This is a genomic window from Candidatus Tisiphia endosymbiont of Nemotelus uliginosus (genome assembly GCF_964264835.1).
GTDB lineage: Bacteria > Pseudomonadota > Alphaproteobacteria > Rickettsiales > Rickettsiaceae > Tisiphia.
Genome location: NZ_OZ183485.1, coordinates 796,124 through 812,811, shown reverse-complemented (window position 1 = coordinate 812,811; position 16,688 = coordinate 796,124). Strand labels below are relative to the sequence as shown.

Here is a 16,688-nt window from a genome sequence, read left to right as displayed (position 1 = left end):
AATAATGATTCTCCTCAATATTTTATAATAGACATTAGACTTCTTTTAGAACTCACTTCTGGTAGGGAATTTGTGAAGAAAGCTCCTCGCTTCAAACCGCAGCGTACGGCAGTAGTAGTGAGGATTTGAGCCTAGATTCGACGGACAAATTACCATCGCCAGTCGAGTTTCGCAAGAAGTCTATTTAAACATTGAAACGGAAATATACTATATCGCCATCTTGCATTTGATAATCTCTTCCTTCTAGACGGATTTTCCCCAGTTCCTTGGCTTTTACTTCCCCCCCTGCATTTATATAGTCATTATAACTAATAATTTCAGCCCGAATAAAACCTTTTTCAAAATCAGTATGTATTATCCCTGCTGCTTTCGCAGCTACCGTACTATTATTAAAAGCCCAAGCATGAGTCTCTTGGGGTCCTACAGTAAAAAAGCTTTTTAAATCTAATAAATTATATACCTCTTTAATAATTTTATGCAAGCCCGGCTCATGTAAACCTATACTATTTAAAAACTCTACCTTCTCTATTTCATTATCTAACACTGCAATATCTGCTTCAATTTTTGATGAAATAATGACATATTTGGCATTTTCTGCTTGTATCTTTTTTGCAACCAATTCAGTAAATTTATTCCCTAAAACTGCATCTTTTTCTAGCACATTACAGGCATATAAAACTGGCTTAGATGTTAATAGTTGTAATGAGTCTAGATCTGCTTTGCTATAAGCACCTATAAGACTACGCGCTGGCCTGCCTCTACTCAAACTATCTTGCACTTCTTGTAATAGCTCGATTGTGCCTTTTAACGCTTTATCACCACCCTTAACACGCTTCTGCGCATTTACCAGCCGTTTTTCTACTGATTCAAGATCTGCAAAAATTAATTCTGTCTCTATTATCTCAGCATCATTTATAGGGTCAATTTTATTATGAACATGAGTAATATCTATATCCTCAAAACAACGTAATACATACAAAATAGCATCAACTTCTCGAATATGAGATAAAAATTTATTACCAAGTCCCTCCCCTTTGCTAGCTCCTTTTACTAATCCAGCAATATCAACAAATTCTATATAAGTTGGGATAATTTTACTTGAACCCGCAATCAAGGCTAATTTTTTCAGGCGAATATCAGGTACAGGTACTATTCCTATGTTAGGCTCTATAGTACAAAAAGGATAATTAGCTGCTTCAGCTGCAATACTTGAAGTTAAAGCATTAAATAATGTCGACTTACCCACATTTGGCAACCCCACAATACCACATTTCAATGTCATAATCTTGATTTATAATATTTCTGTTCGCAGAACCTAATTAACCTCAATTTGATATAAGGAAAAATGCATATTCGCAGCAGTTCTTCGTATGCATTTTAACTTATGTTATATTTTAACAATTAGGTGTAAAACCACTTTAAACCTGATTGTTTCTATATATTTCTCTGAAATTTGATGTCACTTGTGACCTCGAATTCAGGTTAATTAAGGTGATATGTTGGCATCCTGTCTAATCATTCCATTGTTAAATTTTTCCCATTCCTGAGAAAATAAAAAATGAAAATTATCTATTACTATTTTAATAGAACGACCAATAATTTTACTCTCTTCTTTAGTAAAAGGAGCAAGAACATAATTTGCCACATTCTGATGGAGCAAAGGTCTACCGACCCCAATTCTGACCCTGTGGTAATTATTCCCTATATGTTGATCTAAAGATTTTAAACCATTATGTCCACCGTGACCACCCCCTAACTTATATTTAATTCGCCCAACTTCTAAATCAATATCATCATGCAAAACAAAAATATCTTGCGGTTTAATACCATAATATAAACGTATCGTCTGTACTGCTATCCCCGATAAATTCATATAAGTTAATGGTTTAGCTACTAATATTTTATGTTCTCCTATTACCCCTTGAGCAAGTTCTGAATGAAATTTCGGCTTAATAGCCCAAGGTAAGTCATAATGATGCGATAAAAAATCTACGGCGCTAAAGCCAGCATTGTGACGAGTATTTTGATAATCAATTCCTGTATTGCCTAACCCAACGACAAGTTTCATAAATAACCACAAGTTGCACCCTCACAAACGTCATTGAGAGCGCAGCAAAGCAATCCAGAAAAAATATATCTACTAAATCGTGTTATGGATTGCGCGCGTATAGCTTAAGAAAGCCTCCTCGCAATAAATTTTGAACTGGGCTGATTTGATTTTCAGCTGCAAGATACAATTTTTAACCAGCCTTGAATGATTTATATAGCAAGATGACAGAGGAGGTCCATATAAAAATATCCTTACTTAGCTTTGACCTCATTGGTCGCAGTCTCCTCCCCCTCGGTTTTACTTCCCTTACGGCCGATAATAGTTGCAAGGATAAAATCATTTTTACATACCATTTCACTACCCTTCGGTAGTACTATCCTATTTGCTTTCAACGATTGTCCTATATGCATATTAGTAACATCAATAGTGATATTTTTAGGAATATTATTAACATCACATAGAAGAGGTATAGTTCTTTTAATAATATTAAAAAATCCTCCTCTTTTAACCCCTAATGCTCTATCTCTCCCTTCATAAATTACTGGTACTTCCATTTTTTGGGTTTTTGCCTCTAAATGCACAAAATCTACATGCCGCACTATATCAGTGATAGGATGTAACTGTACAGCTTTTGGCAATACTTTATAAATATTATTATCTATTTTTAACTGCACCACTGTTGAAATAAAGCCAGGTTTTCTATAATGTTTTGTTATTTCTTTTTCTGCCACCGTAATGGCTAGTACTTCTTTTCCAGCCCCATACACCACCGCCGGTACATACCCTTTACTACGTAGGTCTCGTGCACTACCTGTACCAAACTTCTCTCGTATAGTTGCTTTAAGTTCTAATACTTCGCTCATCCTTTTCTCCTAAGGGCTTTTAAACTGTGCAATGATAGTACTAATTGTGTAAAAATACAAGTATTAATTTAGACGTTTTATAATTTCCTCTCTACTGAGCAGCGGCAAGATAGCAGACATTTCAGGTCCCGATTGCTTCCCAGTTACTGCCAATCTCAAAGGCAAGAATACCTCTTTCCCTTTTGTCCCTGTAACTTCCATAATTTTCTTAGTCCAAATATTCCAACTATCTAGGGTGATAGGTTTATCCTCTAATAGATCAGCAGCTTGTTTTAAAAAATCTTTATCTAACCCTTCCTTCTTGAATGGAGTATAGCAAATATTCCACCACTCCTTTATTTCAGGTAATTTCTGTAAATTAGATCTCACCATTAACCAAAACTGTTCATTTACTTGCTCACAACCAATTTCGGATAAACGATCTTTCACTGCTTCAAAACTAAGGCTAATTAATAACTTATGATTTAAGCGTTCTAATTCTTCCGGCAAGTAAGTAGTAGGGCTTTTCGACATACTACTTATCTCAAAACTCTTAACCAAATCGGCTAGCGTTTTAAACGGCGTAATAGGTAGGGAAGAACCAAGTAAGCTAAAATAGCTGTTAATAGCCATAGGCTCTAAGCAAGTTTTATCTCGCAAGGCAGCAATATCGAACCCCCCTAACCTTTTTGAGATTTTCTCATCACGCGCTACCACCAAACTTAGATGGGCCAAATTGGGCACTTTGGCCCCTAGCGCCTCAAACATTTGTACCTGAATTGCTGTATTAGTCACATGATCTTCTCCCCTAATAATATCAGTAATAGAATAATCAATATCATCAATCACTGAACACAACATATAAGTCATACTATTATCTTCGCGCACTACTATAGGATCACTCAAATTTTTACCCTCATATCTTATTTCCCCCTTAATCATATCTTGCCAACTGATAGTACTATGAGATACTAAGAATCGGTAATGTGGCTTTTTGCCCTGCCTGATATAATTGCTTATTTGGTCTTGCGTCAACTGCAGAGCAGCTCTATCATAAACGGGCGGTAATCCTTGCGATAATTGCAATTTTCGCTTTAATCCAAGCTCCTCTGGGGTTTCGAAACAAGGGTACAACCTATTTGCTTGCACTAATAATGTCTTGATAGATTCATACCTGCTAAGGCGAGTAGATTGAGAAAAGGCTTGATCCCAGTAAAGTCCTAAGAATCGTAAATCTTCTTCAATTGCTTTTTTATACTCATCTTTACTACGTTCAAAGTCGGTATCATCAAACCTTAAAATAAATTTTCCATTATGCTTTTTAGCATATAACCAATTTATCAAGGCTGTTCTACTATTACCTATATGTAATATCCCTGTAGGAGATGGAGCAAATCTTGTAATAATTGTTTTCATACTAACTATTCCCTTTAATTCTACACCATTAACATCCCACCATTGACATGAATAGTTTGTCCTGTAATGTAGGAAGCTTTATCGCTAGCAAGGAACGCGACTATATTTGCTATATCTGCTGGTTCTCCAAAAGCCTTAAGAGGAATTTTCTGCATGATGGCTGCTTTTTGGGCCTCATTTAACTTATCAGTCATATGGGATTTGATAAAGCCTGGCGCAATAGCGTTAACAGTAATGCCTCTAGCCCCTACTTCCAATGCTAAGGCTTTGGTCATCCCTATCAGTCCGGCTTTGGAAGCACAATAATTTGCTTGTCCTGGGTTTCCAGACACCGCAACGACCGAAGCTATATTAATGATCCTACCATAACGTTCTTTCAGCATTTTTTTTATTGCTTCACGATTGAGAATAAAGTTAGCTTTTAAATTTACCTCAATCACTTGATCAAACATCTCATTGGTCATTTTGATTGCTAACATATCTTTAGTAATACCAGCATTACAAATCAAGATATCAAGTTTTTCAAGACTCGCCACTAAACTACTACATTCCTCAGTATTAGTAAGATTACATACCGCAATTGTATAATTCTCTTGCAATACTTCTCCCAATTCGTACAATTTTTCTTTATCGCTACCACTGATTATTACATGGCTACCTAATAGGTGCAATAATTTAGCTATTGCTCCTCCGATAGCTCCTGTTGCTCCAGTAACTAAGGATATTTTACCTATCAAATCTATCATTTTACTATTCCTCTTCAATTATTTCAGTATCAAAAATAACATTATTAGTATGAGCAGATTTTTGCCTAATTATTTGTTGAATTTCATTGCAAATATCTGGATGATCTTTTAAATATTGTTTAACATTTTCTCTCCCCTGCCCTATTCTAATTTCCTTATAGGAAAACCAGGACCCTGATTTTTCTATTATTTCTAATTTTACTCCTAAATCAATTATTTCTCCTTCCTTAGAAATGCCCTGGCCGTATATAATATCAAAATCAGCAGTTTTAAATGGTGGCGCCACTTTATTTTTTACTACCTTAACTTTAGTTTGACTACCAATTAACTCTTCTTTATCCTTAATCGTTGAAATTTTTCTAATATCTAACCTAATTGAAGCATAGAATTTTAAAGCATTGCCTCCTGTGGTAGTTTCCGGGCTGCCAAACATTACTCCTATTTTCATCCTAATTTGATTAATGAAAATGATAATACAATTAGTTCTAGAAATAGACGCAGTTAATTTTCTCAAGGCTTGGCTCATTAATCTAGCTTGGAGCCCCATATGTGAATCCCCCATTTCTCCTTCTATTTCAGCTTTAGGCACTAGGGCGGCTACGCTATCTATTACGATCATATCAATAGCACCAGAACGTACTAAAGTATCCGCTATCTCTAATGCTTGTTCTCCTGTATCTGGCTGAGAGATGATAAGTTCATCAATATTCACGCCAAGCTTTTTAGCGTATGTTGGATCCAGGGCATGTTCAGCATCAATAAAAGCACAAGTACCACCTTGTTTTTGAGATTCGGCAATTACATGAAGAGTCAAGGTGGTTTTCCCTGAACTTTCTGGTCCGAAGATTTCTATAATGCGTCCTTTGGGTAACCCCCCAATACCTAGAGCAATATCAAGTCCTAGAGAACCGGTAGGTATTGCTTCTATATTTACAGCACGGCGTTGACCGAGCTTCATAACAGAGCCTTTGCCATAATTTTTTTCAATTTGGCTTAAGGCAGCCTGAAGAGCTTTTTCTTTATCCATAATTATTTCATTTTCTTAAAATATTTAGATTAAATTTATAAAGTAACATCTAAAGGAAATCTACCTAAATTATAGATTGATATAGACAAAAACACCTATTATATTTAAGGACAATCATATTCTCGAAGTAAGTATATATAGAAAATACATTTTACTCTTGACTATTTGTGCTCATACTTTTATCATGAGCAGCGGTTTATGAAGAAAAATTAGAAAAAAGTTGGGTCACCGTGGCTAAAAAGAATAAAAATGTTTTAGTAAGGCTTGTAAGTACTGCGGGTACAGGGTATTTTTTGGTAAAAAAGCGCAATCCTAAAACTCAAACTGAGAAATTATCATTTAGGAAATATGATCCTAAAGTCAGGAAGCATGTCCCTTTTAAAGAAGAAAAGATTAAATAGTTAATAGATAAGTTATTATGGCAACAAAAATACGTTTGGCAAGAGGCGGAGCAAAAAAGCGCCCTCACTATAGAGTAGTTGTAGCAAATGCCACAGCCCCTAGAGATGGAGACTTCCTAGAGAAAGTAGGTACTTATAACCCCATGCTTGTCCGCGGTGATGCAGACAGAGTAGTGCTCAAATCTGATCGGATAGAGTATTGGTTAAGTACGGGAGCGCAACCTACCGAGCGCGTTGCAAGGTTCATTGAAGAGGCGGGTATAGTACTTCCAGCCTCAATAAAAAAGAAAATGGAAATAAAAATTAAAAGCCGTAAAGCAAAACCTCCTAAAAAAGAATCAAAGAAAGCTTAAAGACGCTAGGATCGAGGGACAAAAATTAAATTAGTGATGTTGTAAGCTATTTAATTTCTGCTCGCATCCTAAATCTATATTAGACTTCCTGCATATAGTTCAAAAAAGCCCTTTAGGATTTTGACGCCAAAACGAAGCCGAGCAGCTGCAACATAAACGATGGTTACTCGACGGAAGGTCACATTTTGACAATAAAATCACCAACTAGATAGAACTTAGTGCTGGACTTCTATTTATATTTGCTATTAAGTTGGGGTTATAGGGGCATTTTTTGCCGGATTAGCTCAGTGGTAGAGCAATCGCCTTGTAAGCGATAGGTCGTCAGTTCAAATCCGACATCCGGCACCATCTAATATTTTGCTCAATTATACCTTTTCGCATCGCTGAATCATTTGATATTGTGTACTCAGAGGATCAAGGGCGTAAATCACTACCTGTGACCTGCTTTTCCTCATTGTCAATAGACTTAGTATAACCTTCGTTCTTTAGCTGATGACATTTGAATTTAAAGGTGAGGTTGCAAAAGCGATATAAAGAATAGGTGAGCACAACAAAAATCCTGCAAAATCAAGTGTCCCCAGCTAAATACCGCAGCATACTTATAAGGTACATGAGGATTTGAGCCTAGATTCATTGTCCAAATTACCATCGCCAGTAGAGTTTTAAAAAGAAGTCTATTGACTAAAGAACGGAGCCTATAACTTAAATTCCTTTCGTATAAATGACATGTGATTATTATGTCCAACCCTATTATTTATAAGCTGCTCAGATATCTACAGCCTTATAAGAAAGACTTGCTCATTGTGATGCTAGCTTTAATCTGTGTCTCCATCTCTTTATTAGCATTAGGTAGTAGTTTTAAACAATTAGTTGATAATGGCTTAAAACAGAATTACCTGCAATCAATTGACCAATCCATATTATTTATTATTACATTAATAGTGATCTTTAGTATCAGTAGCTTCTTTCGTTCTTATTTTATAAATCAGGTAGCTGAAAAAGTAGTTAACCAAATTAAGAAAGAAGCTTATAGTAACATAATTAACTTACCCATTTCTGCTTTTGAAGAACTAAAGATAGGCGACATTATTTCGCGCTTAACTACAGATATGGAATTACTCTCTAAGCTTATTATTAACTTTCTTTCTTTTTTTATTCGTAATTCCTTAATGTTAATTGGAGGCATTATTTTAATGTTTTGGCAAAGCCCTAAACTTGCCTTTATAGTAACCCTCACTATACCATTATTATTATTTCCACTAATACAATTCGGTAAATATGTAAGAAACTTATCCAAAACAGTATTGCAATTACAAGCAGATATTACCTCTAACTTAGAAGAAAGTGTAACAAATATTGCAGTTATCCAAGCTTTTAATCAACAACCTAATAAAATTTTAAATTTTAATAAACACATTTCTAGTTATTTAGAATATGCTGCTAGCCGCTTTAAAATCCGAGCTATTTTTTTTGCGTTAACTATTGCAGGAATATTATTTTCTATAACTATAGTAATCTGGATAGGAAGTAGAGATATATTACAGGGAAACTTAACCGCAGGACAAATGGTATCCTTTATTTACTACGCTATTGTTGCAGGTCTAAGTAGTGGCGGAATTTTCGATCTTTTAAGTGAAATACATTCTTCTATAGCTGCCTCAGAACGGATTTTCGCTCTTACAGATCACAACCAATATAAACACCATATGATCCCTCTTGCAATCACCCCTTTTATCAAAAACAGGCTAGCTGATCCTTCTTGCGATTCTGCAATCACTGCACCTCTTGCAAGAAATAGTATACCACTAGAGCCGCTAGTATCAACATTTCCTAACCCTTCTTCTTGGCAAATTATTCCGGTTCAACTCAGTAATGATAGTCACAATAATTTGGTAAGTATTGAGTTTGAAAATGTCAGTTTTTCCTACCCTTCAAGATCAGATTCTGTAGTCTTTAACAACTTATCTTTTAGAATTAGTCAAAATCAATTTATTGGGATAGTTGGCAGAACAGGAGCTGGAAAAAGTACAATAATGCAATTATTATTAAAGTTTTATTTGCCTACCAAAGGGACAATTAAAATTATGGGGCAAGATATAGCTAAAACCAGCACTCAACAAATTAGACAGCTGATTGGCTATATACCTCAAGATTCTAGTATTTTTTCAGGAACTATTAGATCAAATATAGCCTTTGCCAAACCTGATGCTACCGAACAAGAAATAATAACAGCTGCAGAGATTAGCGGCATAATGGATTTTACTACACACCTTACCCACGGATTAAATACGCCAATTGGTGAAAAAGGAGTTAGGTTATCTGGAGGCCAGAAACAAAAAATAGCAATTAGTAGAGCCATTCTTCATAACCCTGAAATTTTACTATTAGATGAGGGAATGAGTGCGTTAGACAGTGAAAATGAAAAGAAATTGCTGGATAAGCTACGAGAATTTATGCAAGGAAAAACTATCTTATCTATAGCTCACCGCATTTCTAGTATAGAACAGGCAGATGAAATATTAGTGATTGATCAAGGCAAATTAGTGGCCAGAGATATACACCAAGGATTATTAAAAAATTGTGATATTTATCAAATCCTTTGCCAAGAACAGACCAATTCTTGAAGGATTAACCCTTACTATAGCCAACCCGTTGATATTATGTCACAAAATAAGAGGAATTTTATTATATTCATTAAATATTTTATAATCAAAGCTTAAATCTTATTTATTTACCTTGAATATCGTATGCCGCAAGTTATAATGGCGTGACATAAAAATGAGGTTTATTATGAAAAATTTATTAGCAGCTATTTTGACTTTCGCTTTCTCGGTATCCGCTTTTGCTGCCACCCCAGCGGTAGAAGAAGCAGATGATAGTGAAACTAAAGCAAAATCAGTCCAAGAAGAAACTGTACAAACCAAGACCAAAACTACTACTCAAGAAACTAAGACTAACGAAAGCGATAAGTAAATTTTATTCTTTAAGCAATAGTTGATATATTACTCGTATTTCAAGAATTTTCATTTTATTTTAAGCAGTAGAAGCGCGCAGCGTACCAATATTTTAGGTAAACACAAGCACCTTAAGGTAAAGTGAAAATAGACTTCTTGCGAAACTTGCTTCTGGTAGGGAATTTGAAGAAGGCTCCTCGCTTCAAACCGCAGCGTACGTAAGTGTACGTTAGGATTTGAGCTTAGATTCATTGTCCACATTACCATCGCCAGTAGAGTTTCGCAAGAAGTCAATTGAAAAATGAGTAATATATTGTACCTCTTGCTTCTTTATATTATAAAGCCAAATAACTTCTTGATCCGAGACAGAGTTTTACTAGCAGGAATCCTAGCTTGTTCTGCACCATTTCTTAGCACATTTATTAAATAGTCTTGATTACTCATTAATTCTACATATTGCTCCCTAATAGGAAAGATCTTGCTAATGAGAATTTCCGTTAAATCCTGTTTAAATTTAGCAAACCCGCTATCCTGATAATCCAGAACTATCTGGTCAATAGCCCGATCTGATAAGCTGGAGTAAATGTCGATTAAATTACTAATTTCTGGCCTACTAACATGATCATAGCTCATGTTAGCTAAATTATCTGTTTTTGCTTTTTTAATCTTCTGTGCAATTTGATCCCTACTATCACTTAAATTAATCCGCGATAGATCTGAGGGATCCGATTTACTCATTTTTTTTCTCCCATCTTTTAAGCTCATTATCCTAGCGCGTGAACCTTGAATTACCGCTTCAGGTAATTTAAAGATTTCCTGATTAAATTTTCTATTAATTACCTCGGTAATATCTCTAGTGAGCTCTAAATGCTGTTTTTGATCCTCTCCCACAGGCACGATATCAGGATTATATAATAATATATCAGCTGCCATCAAGACTGGGTAAGAAAACAACCCTAAACCCGCATTTTCTTGGTCCGCTCCAGCCTTCACCTTAAATTGAGTCATACGTTTGAGCCAGCCCATAGGAGTCACGCAATTCAATATCCAAGCAAGCTCTGCATGTTCTTTGACCATACTTTGCGCAAATATAATAGTCTGTTCTGGCCTAAGGCCGGTAGCTATATACATAGCAGCGGTTTGCAGGATTGATGTATTTAGTTCTATAGGTAACCTATCTATAGTTATAGAATGTAGATCAGCTAGAAAGAAGAGACAATGATATTCATCTTGTATTTTAAGCCAATTACTCACTGCTCCTAAATAATTTCCTAAATGTAAGCTACCTGTCACTTGAGAACCTGATACTGCTATTTTTTTCATGCGATTTCTCCTAAATTTTTATTTCTGAGCACGAAGCGGTTAAATTATAATTTGGTTAGAGAGAATTTTATGCTATATATTATAGCCTCTTGCGATATACGAACACATATACTCAATGAAAATCATGAATTGGCCTATAAAACAAGATAGATTAAGTATGTTTTGGCGATTAAGAATATTAATATTTTATGCATTACTTGCTATCTTTACTATTGTATTTTTTATTATATGTTACATACCCGTAACATTTTTTAATGTCAACTATAATATCAGATATAACATAGGGGTTATTTTTTCCTATGTTTTTATTTGGCTGGCAAGAATTTGTTGTAGTTTAAAATACCAAGTTTCTGGTTTAGAAAAATTACCATCCGTACCTTCTATATTAGTAGCTAATCACCAATCCTTTTGGGAACAAGTATATATGCAATTAATTATTCCTAAGCATTCTTGGGTGCTAAAAAAAGAATTATTTGAGATTCCATTATTTGGTTGGGGCTTGCGCATGGTTAAACCTATTGCGGTAGATCGTAATTCTAATATTTCTGTCGGCCAAATTTTGAAAGAAGGACAACAAAAGCTAGGCAGTGGTTTGTGGTTGATCATCTTTCCAGAATCCACTAGAATCAAACCAGATAAAACTGTTAAATTTAAACCAAGTGCTGCGAAATTAGCCACAGTCGCTAAAGTACCTATAGTTATGATGGCCCACAATGCGGGAGCATACTGGCCTAAAGGTTTTTGGATTAACAAACCTGGAACTATTCAAGTAAAAATCATTGATGTTATTACTATGGAAGAAATTGCCAAAACCGATGCGCGAGAGCTAACAGACAAAATGGAACAAGTGATTAACAAAGAAAAACAATTATTATTTGAGCAAACCTTAAGTAAATTTCAGTAAATTTATTTATTATACCATTTCCGGGAACTAAATTAGCACTAGGAGCACAAGTACCGGCTATCTGCGCGTACAGACGTATCACAACACTACTGGACAAAAATAGAAGATGGTTGAAAAAGTACAAAAATTGTTATCTGCTAAAGCTCGTTTTTAGCAATTATTATCTCAAAAATAACATTTTGTACTTAAAATAATATGTTTTTTTAACCATTTTCTATTTTTGTCCAGTAGTGTGACAGACGTATATGTGAGGAGCAAAAGATCATGAAGTACGACGAACGTAGATGATTAGTTTTCGGAAATGGTATTACGCGTTTTTTGTTCGTTTATTAACTCTCTCGCTTTAGCTAACCTGGCAAAACGGGCAAAAGCCAATATTATTGAATCTACAAATCCATCAAAACCAAATACAAAGTACCTTCTGATAAAAAATGTTTTTAAAAAATAGAAAATTAATTCTGTAGAAATTCTTACTTTGGAGGGAGCCCTACCTAGCTTAAGCAGATCTTGTGCTTGTTGAGATGAATAAAAATTAGCTTTATTTATTAATTGCTCAATTGATATACCAGACCTGTGATAAATTATACCATTTAAATTATATATTTTACCTGTGGTAGAAATATCGCTATTCAACAGCACTGAATCGTGAGTGGTGGTTAGGGTATTATTGCTAAAACTAGCGTATCTGCGATTATACAGTCTCATACATTTATTATAAGGAGCAAAATAGTGAGCCGTATTATCTCTGCGATGTAGGATCATAATTTTAGTTTGATAGGCATAATAATTATCTTGCATATTTGATGCAAATATAAATTCTATTTCATCTTGTAACTCTTGTGACAGCTCCTCATCAGCATCAATATTTATTACCCAGTCATTTTTACATAAACTTTCTCCAAAAGATTTTTGCTTGACATAGCCCTGCCACTCATTAAAAATTACTCTAGCTCCCAATTCTTTAGCAATTTGTATAGTGTTATCAGTGCTGCCACTATCAATTATAAGAATTTCTTCGACAATTGCTTTAAGACTATTTATAGCACGGGCTATTCTACTAGCCTCATTCTTAGTGATAATAAAAGCTGACAGTTTTATCATAAGAAACCTTTAAATATATCTGAGCTCAATAAAAGATAAGATTAAAAACCTTAGATGTTCACTTTGATAAACTTTTGTTTTACAGGATGCCAGGTATAATTCACATTTACTACTTTGATTTCTGTAACTGTTATATCTCCGTTTGGTAATTGTGCAATATCAAACCCTTGCTGAGTAGCGTCAGTAATTAATGTTGCAGCTTGGCAGATGTATTTAACATCAGAAAAAGGATAATCAGAAATTGTTAAATCTTGATTTTGGGTTTTTTCATCGGTAACAATAGGAGTGTTTTTTGCTTCCATTCTCGTCGCTTTAAAGATAGTCCTGTACTTTCTTATAACATTTTTGAAATAAGCTAGCAAGTTTTGTTTGTTATTTTATTAATTTTACGTATGTTATTTGTTGTAATAGATCACGCTATAATTTAACACTATTCTTCAGAGTAATTTAAGATATTATATTGAATTTTCTATGAGAAAAATAGTCTTAATTACAATATACTCAAATGATCCTGAGAAATTGGGACATAAAGCCAGGGGTAGGAGAGTGCAGTATAGATATACTATATGAGCACGCCACCGCCCCAAAGTGTTGCAAGACCAATTCTGGAGATCATTCGAGTATACCCTATAAATTAAATTTAATAATAGGAACTAATCAGCTTTTGCAGTGGAGTAATGATTGTGCTAGAAAGTTATGGTTTTTTAAAGACTACAAAGGAACCGTTTCTTTATTTTTTACGGAAAAAAAAAATTCAGGTAATTACGTTAGGTTTATTATGTATAATCTTAGGGATAGTGCCTGCTATTGATAGTGTATTATTACAAAAAATTATCAATCTAATAGAAACTTTTTCTGCTGACCAAGTGACTACTCTTCCATCGGTCATGATGTTTTGGGGCATAATATACGCTCTTTGGTGGATGGTGATAAATATTATATGGCGAGTTTATGATTATCTGTATCTTAAGACAATGCCTCATATTAAAGGGCAAATTTTAGATGAAATGTATAATTATACTCAATACCATCATCATAAATTTTTTCAAGAGAATCTCGCAGGTCACATTACCAACCGGATTACAGAAGCTGCACGGTCTTTTGAGATGGTATTATCATTAATTGGAGAGAAAATTCTATATAAAGCAGCTATTATTGGATTTTCTTTGGTGACTATGTATTTAGTACATCAAGTGTTTGCTACTATATTTCTGATATGGATTAGTTTTTTCGTAGGTATTAGCATCTTTTATTCAGATATAATTAATAAATATTCAGGAAATTATGCCCGCTCTCGAGCAGTAGTTGCAGGTAATATTGTTGATGCCATCGCAAATATTAGTGCAGTTCGTATGTTTACCTCTCATAAATTTGAACGTCAAAACTTAGAAGTCAGAATAAGTGATGCAGTAGATAATGAACAAATCATGCAATTTTTTATGTTCAAGTTGCGTATAGTACTTGGTACCTCTTGTTGCATAATGATTTTTATGATTATTTACTATCTAGCAGAGCTTCGTAGTCAATCACTAATCACTATAGGAGATTGTGTATTAATTTTAACTCTTTGTATCGCTGTTAGTACTGAGGTTTGGGATCTAACGCAAGAAGTAGGAGATATGTTTGAAGAACTTGGTTCTTTTAATCAAAGCATGTCTTTAATGAGCCCTTATGTTCTGACAGATATAGAAAATGCTAAAATTTTAAAAGTGACTGCAGGAGAAATTATATTTAATAATGTTACTTTTAATTATTACCATAATAATAACTTATTTGAGAATAAATCTATTAAAATTATTAGTAAACAAAAAGTCGGGTTGGTCGGTTTTTCTGGCTCAGGAAAATCTACCTTTGTTAATCTTATTATTAGATTACACGATATCACTAAAGGAGAAATATTAATTGATGGACAAAATATTAGACATGTAACGCAAGATTCCTTAAGAGCAAATATTAGTGTAATACCCCAAGAAGCTATCTTGTTTCACAGAACAATACTCGAAAATATCCAATATGGCAAGAAAGAAGCAAGCCTACAGGAAATAATGGCAGCGGCAAAAGCCGCCCATATACATGAATTTATTACCAGTTTACCAGATGGTTATAATAGTTTATGTGGTGAAAGCGGCAATAATCTATCAGGGGGTCAAAGACAAAGGATCATAATAGCTAGAGCTATATTAAAAAATGCTCCCATTTTAATTCTTGACGAAGCAACCAGTAGCTTAGATAGCGAAACTGAAGAGTTACTCGATGCTTCATTAAGCTATTTAATGCAACATAAAACTGTAATAGTAATAGCTCACAGATTATCTACTTTATTAAATATGGATCGAATCTTAGTATTTGAAGAAGGTCATATCGTAGGTGATGGCCCCCATACGGAATTATTAAAGAATAGTAAATTATATAAAAAATTATGGAAATCACAAGTAAAAGGGTTAATAGTATAAAATAAAATTCATTTTTCAGCTTTTAGTTGAAAAAATTAGAGATTTTTATATTGTAATGTAATATTTTTTTATATATCATAAGGAATATTTTTTTATCACTTAATTAACAGGAATTTAACATGCAAGTGTTTGTGGGAAAAGCTGCCCCAGATTTTACAGCTAAAGCTATTATGCCAGATAATAGTATAGAATCTGAATTTAATTTTAAAAGTTATGCTAGAGATCATAAAGTTGTGTTATTTTTTTATCCTCTTGATTTTACTTTTGTTTGTCCCTCAGAAATTATTGCATTTAATAATAGACTAGGAGAATTTACTGAAAGAAATACCAAATTAATTGCGATAAGTGTGGATTCTCATTTTTCTCATTTGGCTTGGAAAAATACTCCGTATAATAAGGGAGGAGTGGGTGATATACAATTTCCTATGGTCTCTGATATTAATAAAACGGCCACCGAGCATTATAATATCCTGCATGACGAAGGAATATCATTACGCGGTACTTTTATTATAGATGAACAATTTATAGTTCGGCATTTATCAGTTAACGATTTACCAATTGGCAGAAATGTAGATGAAGTGCTACGCCTAATTGATGCTATAGAATATAACACCAAGCATGGAGAAGTATGCCCTGCTGGTTGGCACAAAGGCGATGAGGGTATTAATCCTTCCCATAAAGGGATAGCACATTATTTAGCTTCGAATGCAGAAAAATTATAGACGTGTAGTGTAAAATTGTATAAGCAACACTCTAGCACTGTCTTATTGTTGCTAATTCGAGATCATATACTCAATGAATTTCAGTTGGGTTTTATTTGCCAATGGAAAGAGCGCGCAGAGCTTACACTTAAGTACGTGTATGGAGCATAGCTAATACCATTTCCCAAAACTAAATTAGCACTAGGAGTACGAGTGCCCGCTACCTGCGCGTACAGAAATATCACACTACTGGACAAAAATAGAAAATGGTTGAAAAAGTACAAAAATTGTTATCTGCTAAAGCTCGTTTTTAGCAATTATTATCTCAAAAATAACATTTTGTACTTAAAATAATATGTTTTTTTAACCATCTTCTATTTTTGTCCAGTAGCGTGACAGAAATATACGTGAGAAGCA

General features: G+C 34.2%; 16 protein-coding genes and 1 tRNA gene. 8 read left to right on the top strand and 9 right to left on the bottom strand.

Annotated features, from left to right (window positions below):
* Positions 1-184 precede the first annotated feature (184 nt).
* From ychF to recA, 6 genes are all read right to left on the bottom strand, one after another.
* Positions 185-1,282: a redox-regulated ATPase YchF gene (gene ychF, locus ACFELV_RS03580; RefSeq protein WP_375326784.1), complete on the bottom strand. Its 1,098-nt coding sequence runs from the start codon at positions 1,280-1,282 to the stop codon at positions 185-187.
* Positions 1,283-1,486: 204 nt separating this feature from the next.
* Positions 1,487-2,068: an aminoacyl-tRNA hydrolase gene (pth, locus tag ACFELV_RS03575; protein WP_375326783.1), complete on the bottom strand. Its 582-nt coding sequence runs from the start codon at positions 2,066-2,068 to the stop codon at positions 1,487-1,489.
* A gap of 233 nt (positions 2,069-2,301) precedes the next feature.
* A complete protein-coding gene (locus ACFELV_RS03570; protein WP_375326782.1) occupies positions 2,302-2,913 on the bottom strand; it encodes a 50S ribosomal protein L25/general stress protein Ctc in 612 nt (203 codons plus the stop codon).
* Between the two features lie 63 nt (positions 2,914-2,976).
* Positions 2,977-4,308: a glutamate--tRNA ligase gene (gene gltX / locus ACFELV_RS03565; RefSeq protein ID WP_375326781.1), complete on the bottom strand. Its 1,332-nt coding sequence runs from the start codon at positions 4,306-4,308 to the stop codon at positions 2,977-2,979.
* Between the two features lie 20 nt (positions 4,309-4,328).
* On the bottom strand, positions 4,329-5,054 hold the full coding sequence (gene fabG / locus ACFELV_RS03560; protein WP_375326780.1) for a 3-oxoacyl-ACP reductase FabG: 726 nt from the start codon (positions 5,052-5,054) through the stop codon (positions 4,329-4,331).
* Positions 5,055-5,058: 4 nt separating this feature from the next.
* On the bottom strand, positions 5,059-6,081 hold the full coding sequence (gene recA / locus ACFELV_RS03555) for a recombinase RecA (protein ID WP_375326779.1): 1,023 nt from the start codon (positions 6,079-6,081) through the stop codon (positions 5,059-5,061).
* Positions 6,082-6,311: 230 nt separating this feature from the next.
* On the opposite strand from recA, the gene rpmG reads away from it, so the two are divergent.
* The 5 genes from rpmG to ACFELV_RS03530 all read left to right on the top strand — a co-directional run bounded on the left by rpmG (position 6,312) and on the right by ACFELV_RS03530 (position 9,808).
* A complete protein-coding gene (rpmG, locus tag ACFELV_RS03550; RefSeq protein ID WP_375326778.1) occupies positions 6,312-6,482 on the top strand; it encodes a 50S ribosomal protein L33 in 171 nt (56 codons plus the stop codon).
* 17 nt (positions 6,483-6,499) lie between these two features.
* Complete coding sequence (gene rpsP, locus ACFELV_RS03545; RefSeq protein WP_375326777.1) at positions 6,500-6,835, top strand: 30S ribosomal protein S16; 336 nt, start codon at positions 6,500-6,502, stop codon at positions 6,833-6,835.
* Positions 6,836-7,108: 273 nt separating this feature from the next.
* Positions 7,109-7,183: transfer RNA gene (locus tag ACFELV_RS03540), tRNA-Thr, on the top strand.
* Positions 7,184-7,572: 389 nt separating this feature from the next.
* Entirely contained in the window at positions 7,573-9,459 is a 1,887-nt protein-coding gene (locus ACFELV_RS03535; protein ID WP_375326776.1) for an ABC transporter ATP-binding protein, read from the top strand.
* Between the two features lie 166 nt (positions 9,460-9,625).
* Positions 9,626-9,808 (top strand): hypothetical protein, encoded by a 183-nt coding sequence (locus ACFELV_RS03530; RefSeq protein ID WP_375326775.1) that lies wholly within the window; start codon positions 9,626-9,628, stop codon positions 9,806-9,808.
* Between the two features lie 311 nt (positions 9,809-10,119).
* On the opposite strand, the gene trpS is transcribed toward ACFELV_RS03530, so the two are convergent.
* Positions 10,120-11,112, bottom strand: a complete 993-nt coding sequence (trpS, locus tag ACFELV_RS03525; protein WP_375326774.1) for a tryptophan--tRNA ligase — start codon at positions 11,110-11,112, stop codon at positions 10,120-10,122.
* 157 nt (positions 11,113-11,269) lie between these two features.
* Between trpS and ACFELV_RS03520 the strand changes: the two genes are divergently transcribed.
* Positions 11,270-12,016, top strand: a complete 747-nt coding sequence (locus tag ACFELV_RS03520) for a lysophospholipid acyltransferase family protein (RefSeq protein WP_375327500.1) — start codon at positions 11,270-11,272, stop codon at positions 12,014-12,016.
* Positions 12,017-12,304: 288 nt separating this feature from the next.
* Here the strand turns inward: ACFELV_RS03520 and ACFELV_RS03515 are convergent, their stop codons facing one another.
* Positions 12,305-13,117, bottom strand: a complete 813-nt coding sequence (locus tag ACFELV_RS03515; protein ID WP_375326773.1) for a glycosyltransferase family 2 protein — start codon at positions 13,115-13,117, stop codon at positions 12,305-12,307.
* 50 nt (positions 13,118-13,167) lie between these two features.
* Positions 13,168-13,419, bottom strand: a complete 252-nt coding sequence (locus tag ACFELV_RS03510) for a DUF2671 domain-containing protein (protein WP_375326772.1) — start codon at positions 13,417-13,419, stop codon at positions 13,168-13,170.
* 375 nt (positions 13,420-13,794) lie between these two features.
* On the opposite strand from ACFELV_RS03510, the gene ACFELV_RS03505 reads away from it, so the two are divergent.
* A complete protein-coding gene (locus ACFELV_RS03505) occupies positions 13,795-15,570 on the top strand; it encodes an ABC transporter ATP-binding protein (RefSeq protein ID WP_375326771.1) in 1,776 nt (591 codons plus the stop codon).
* A 119-nt stretch (positions 15,571-15,689) separates the two neighbouring features.
* Positions 15,690-16,292: a peroxiredoxin gene (locus ACFELV_RS03500; RefSeq protein WP_375326770.1), complete on the top strand. Its 603-nt coding sequence runs from the start codon at positions 15,690-15,692 to the stop codon at positions 16,290-16,292.
* The last annotated feature ends 396 nt before the right edge of the window (positions 16,293-16,688 follow it).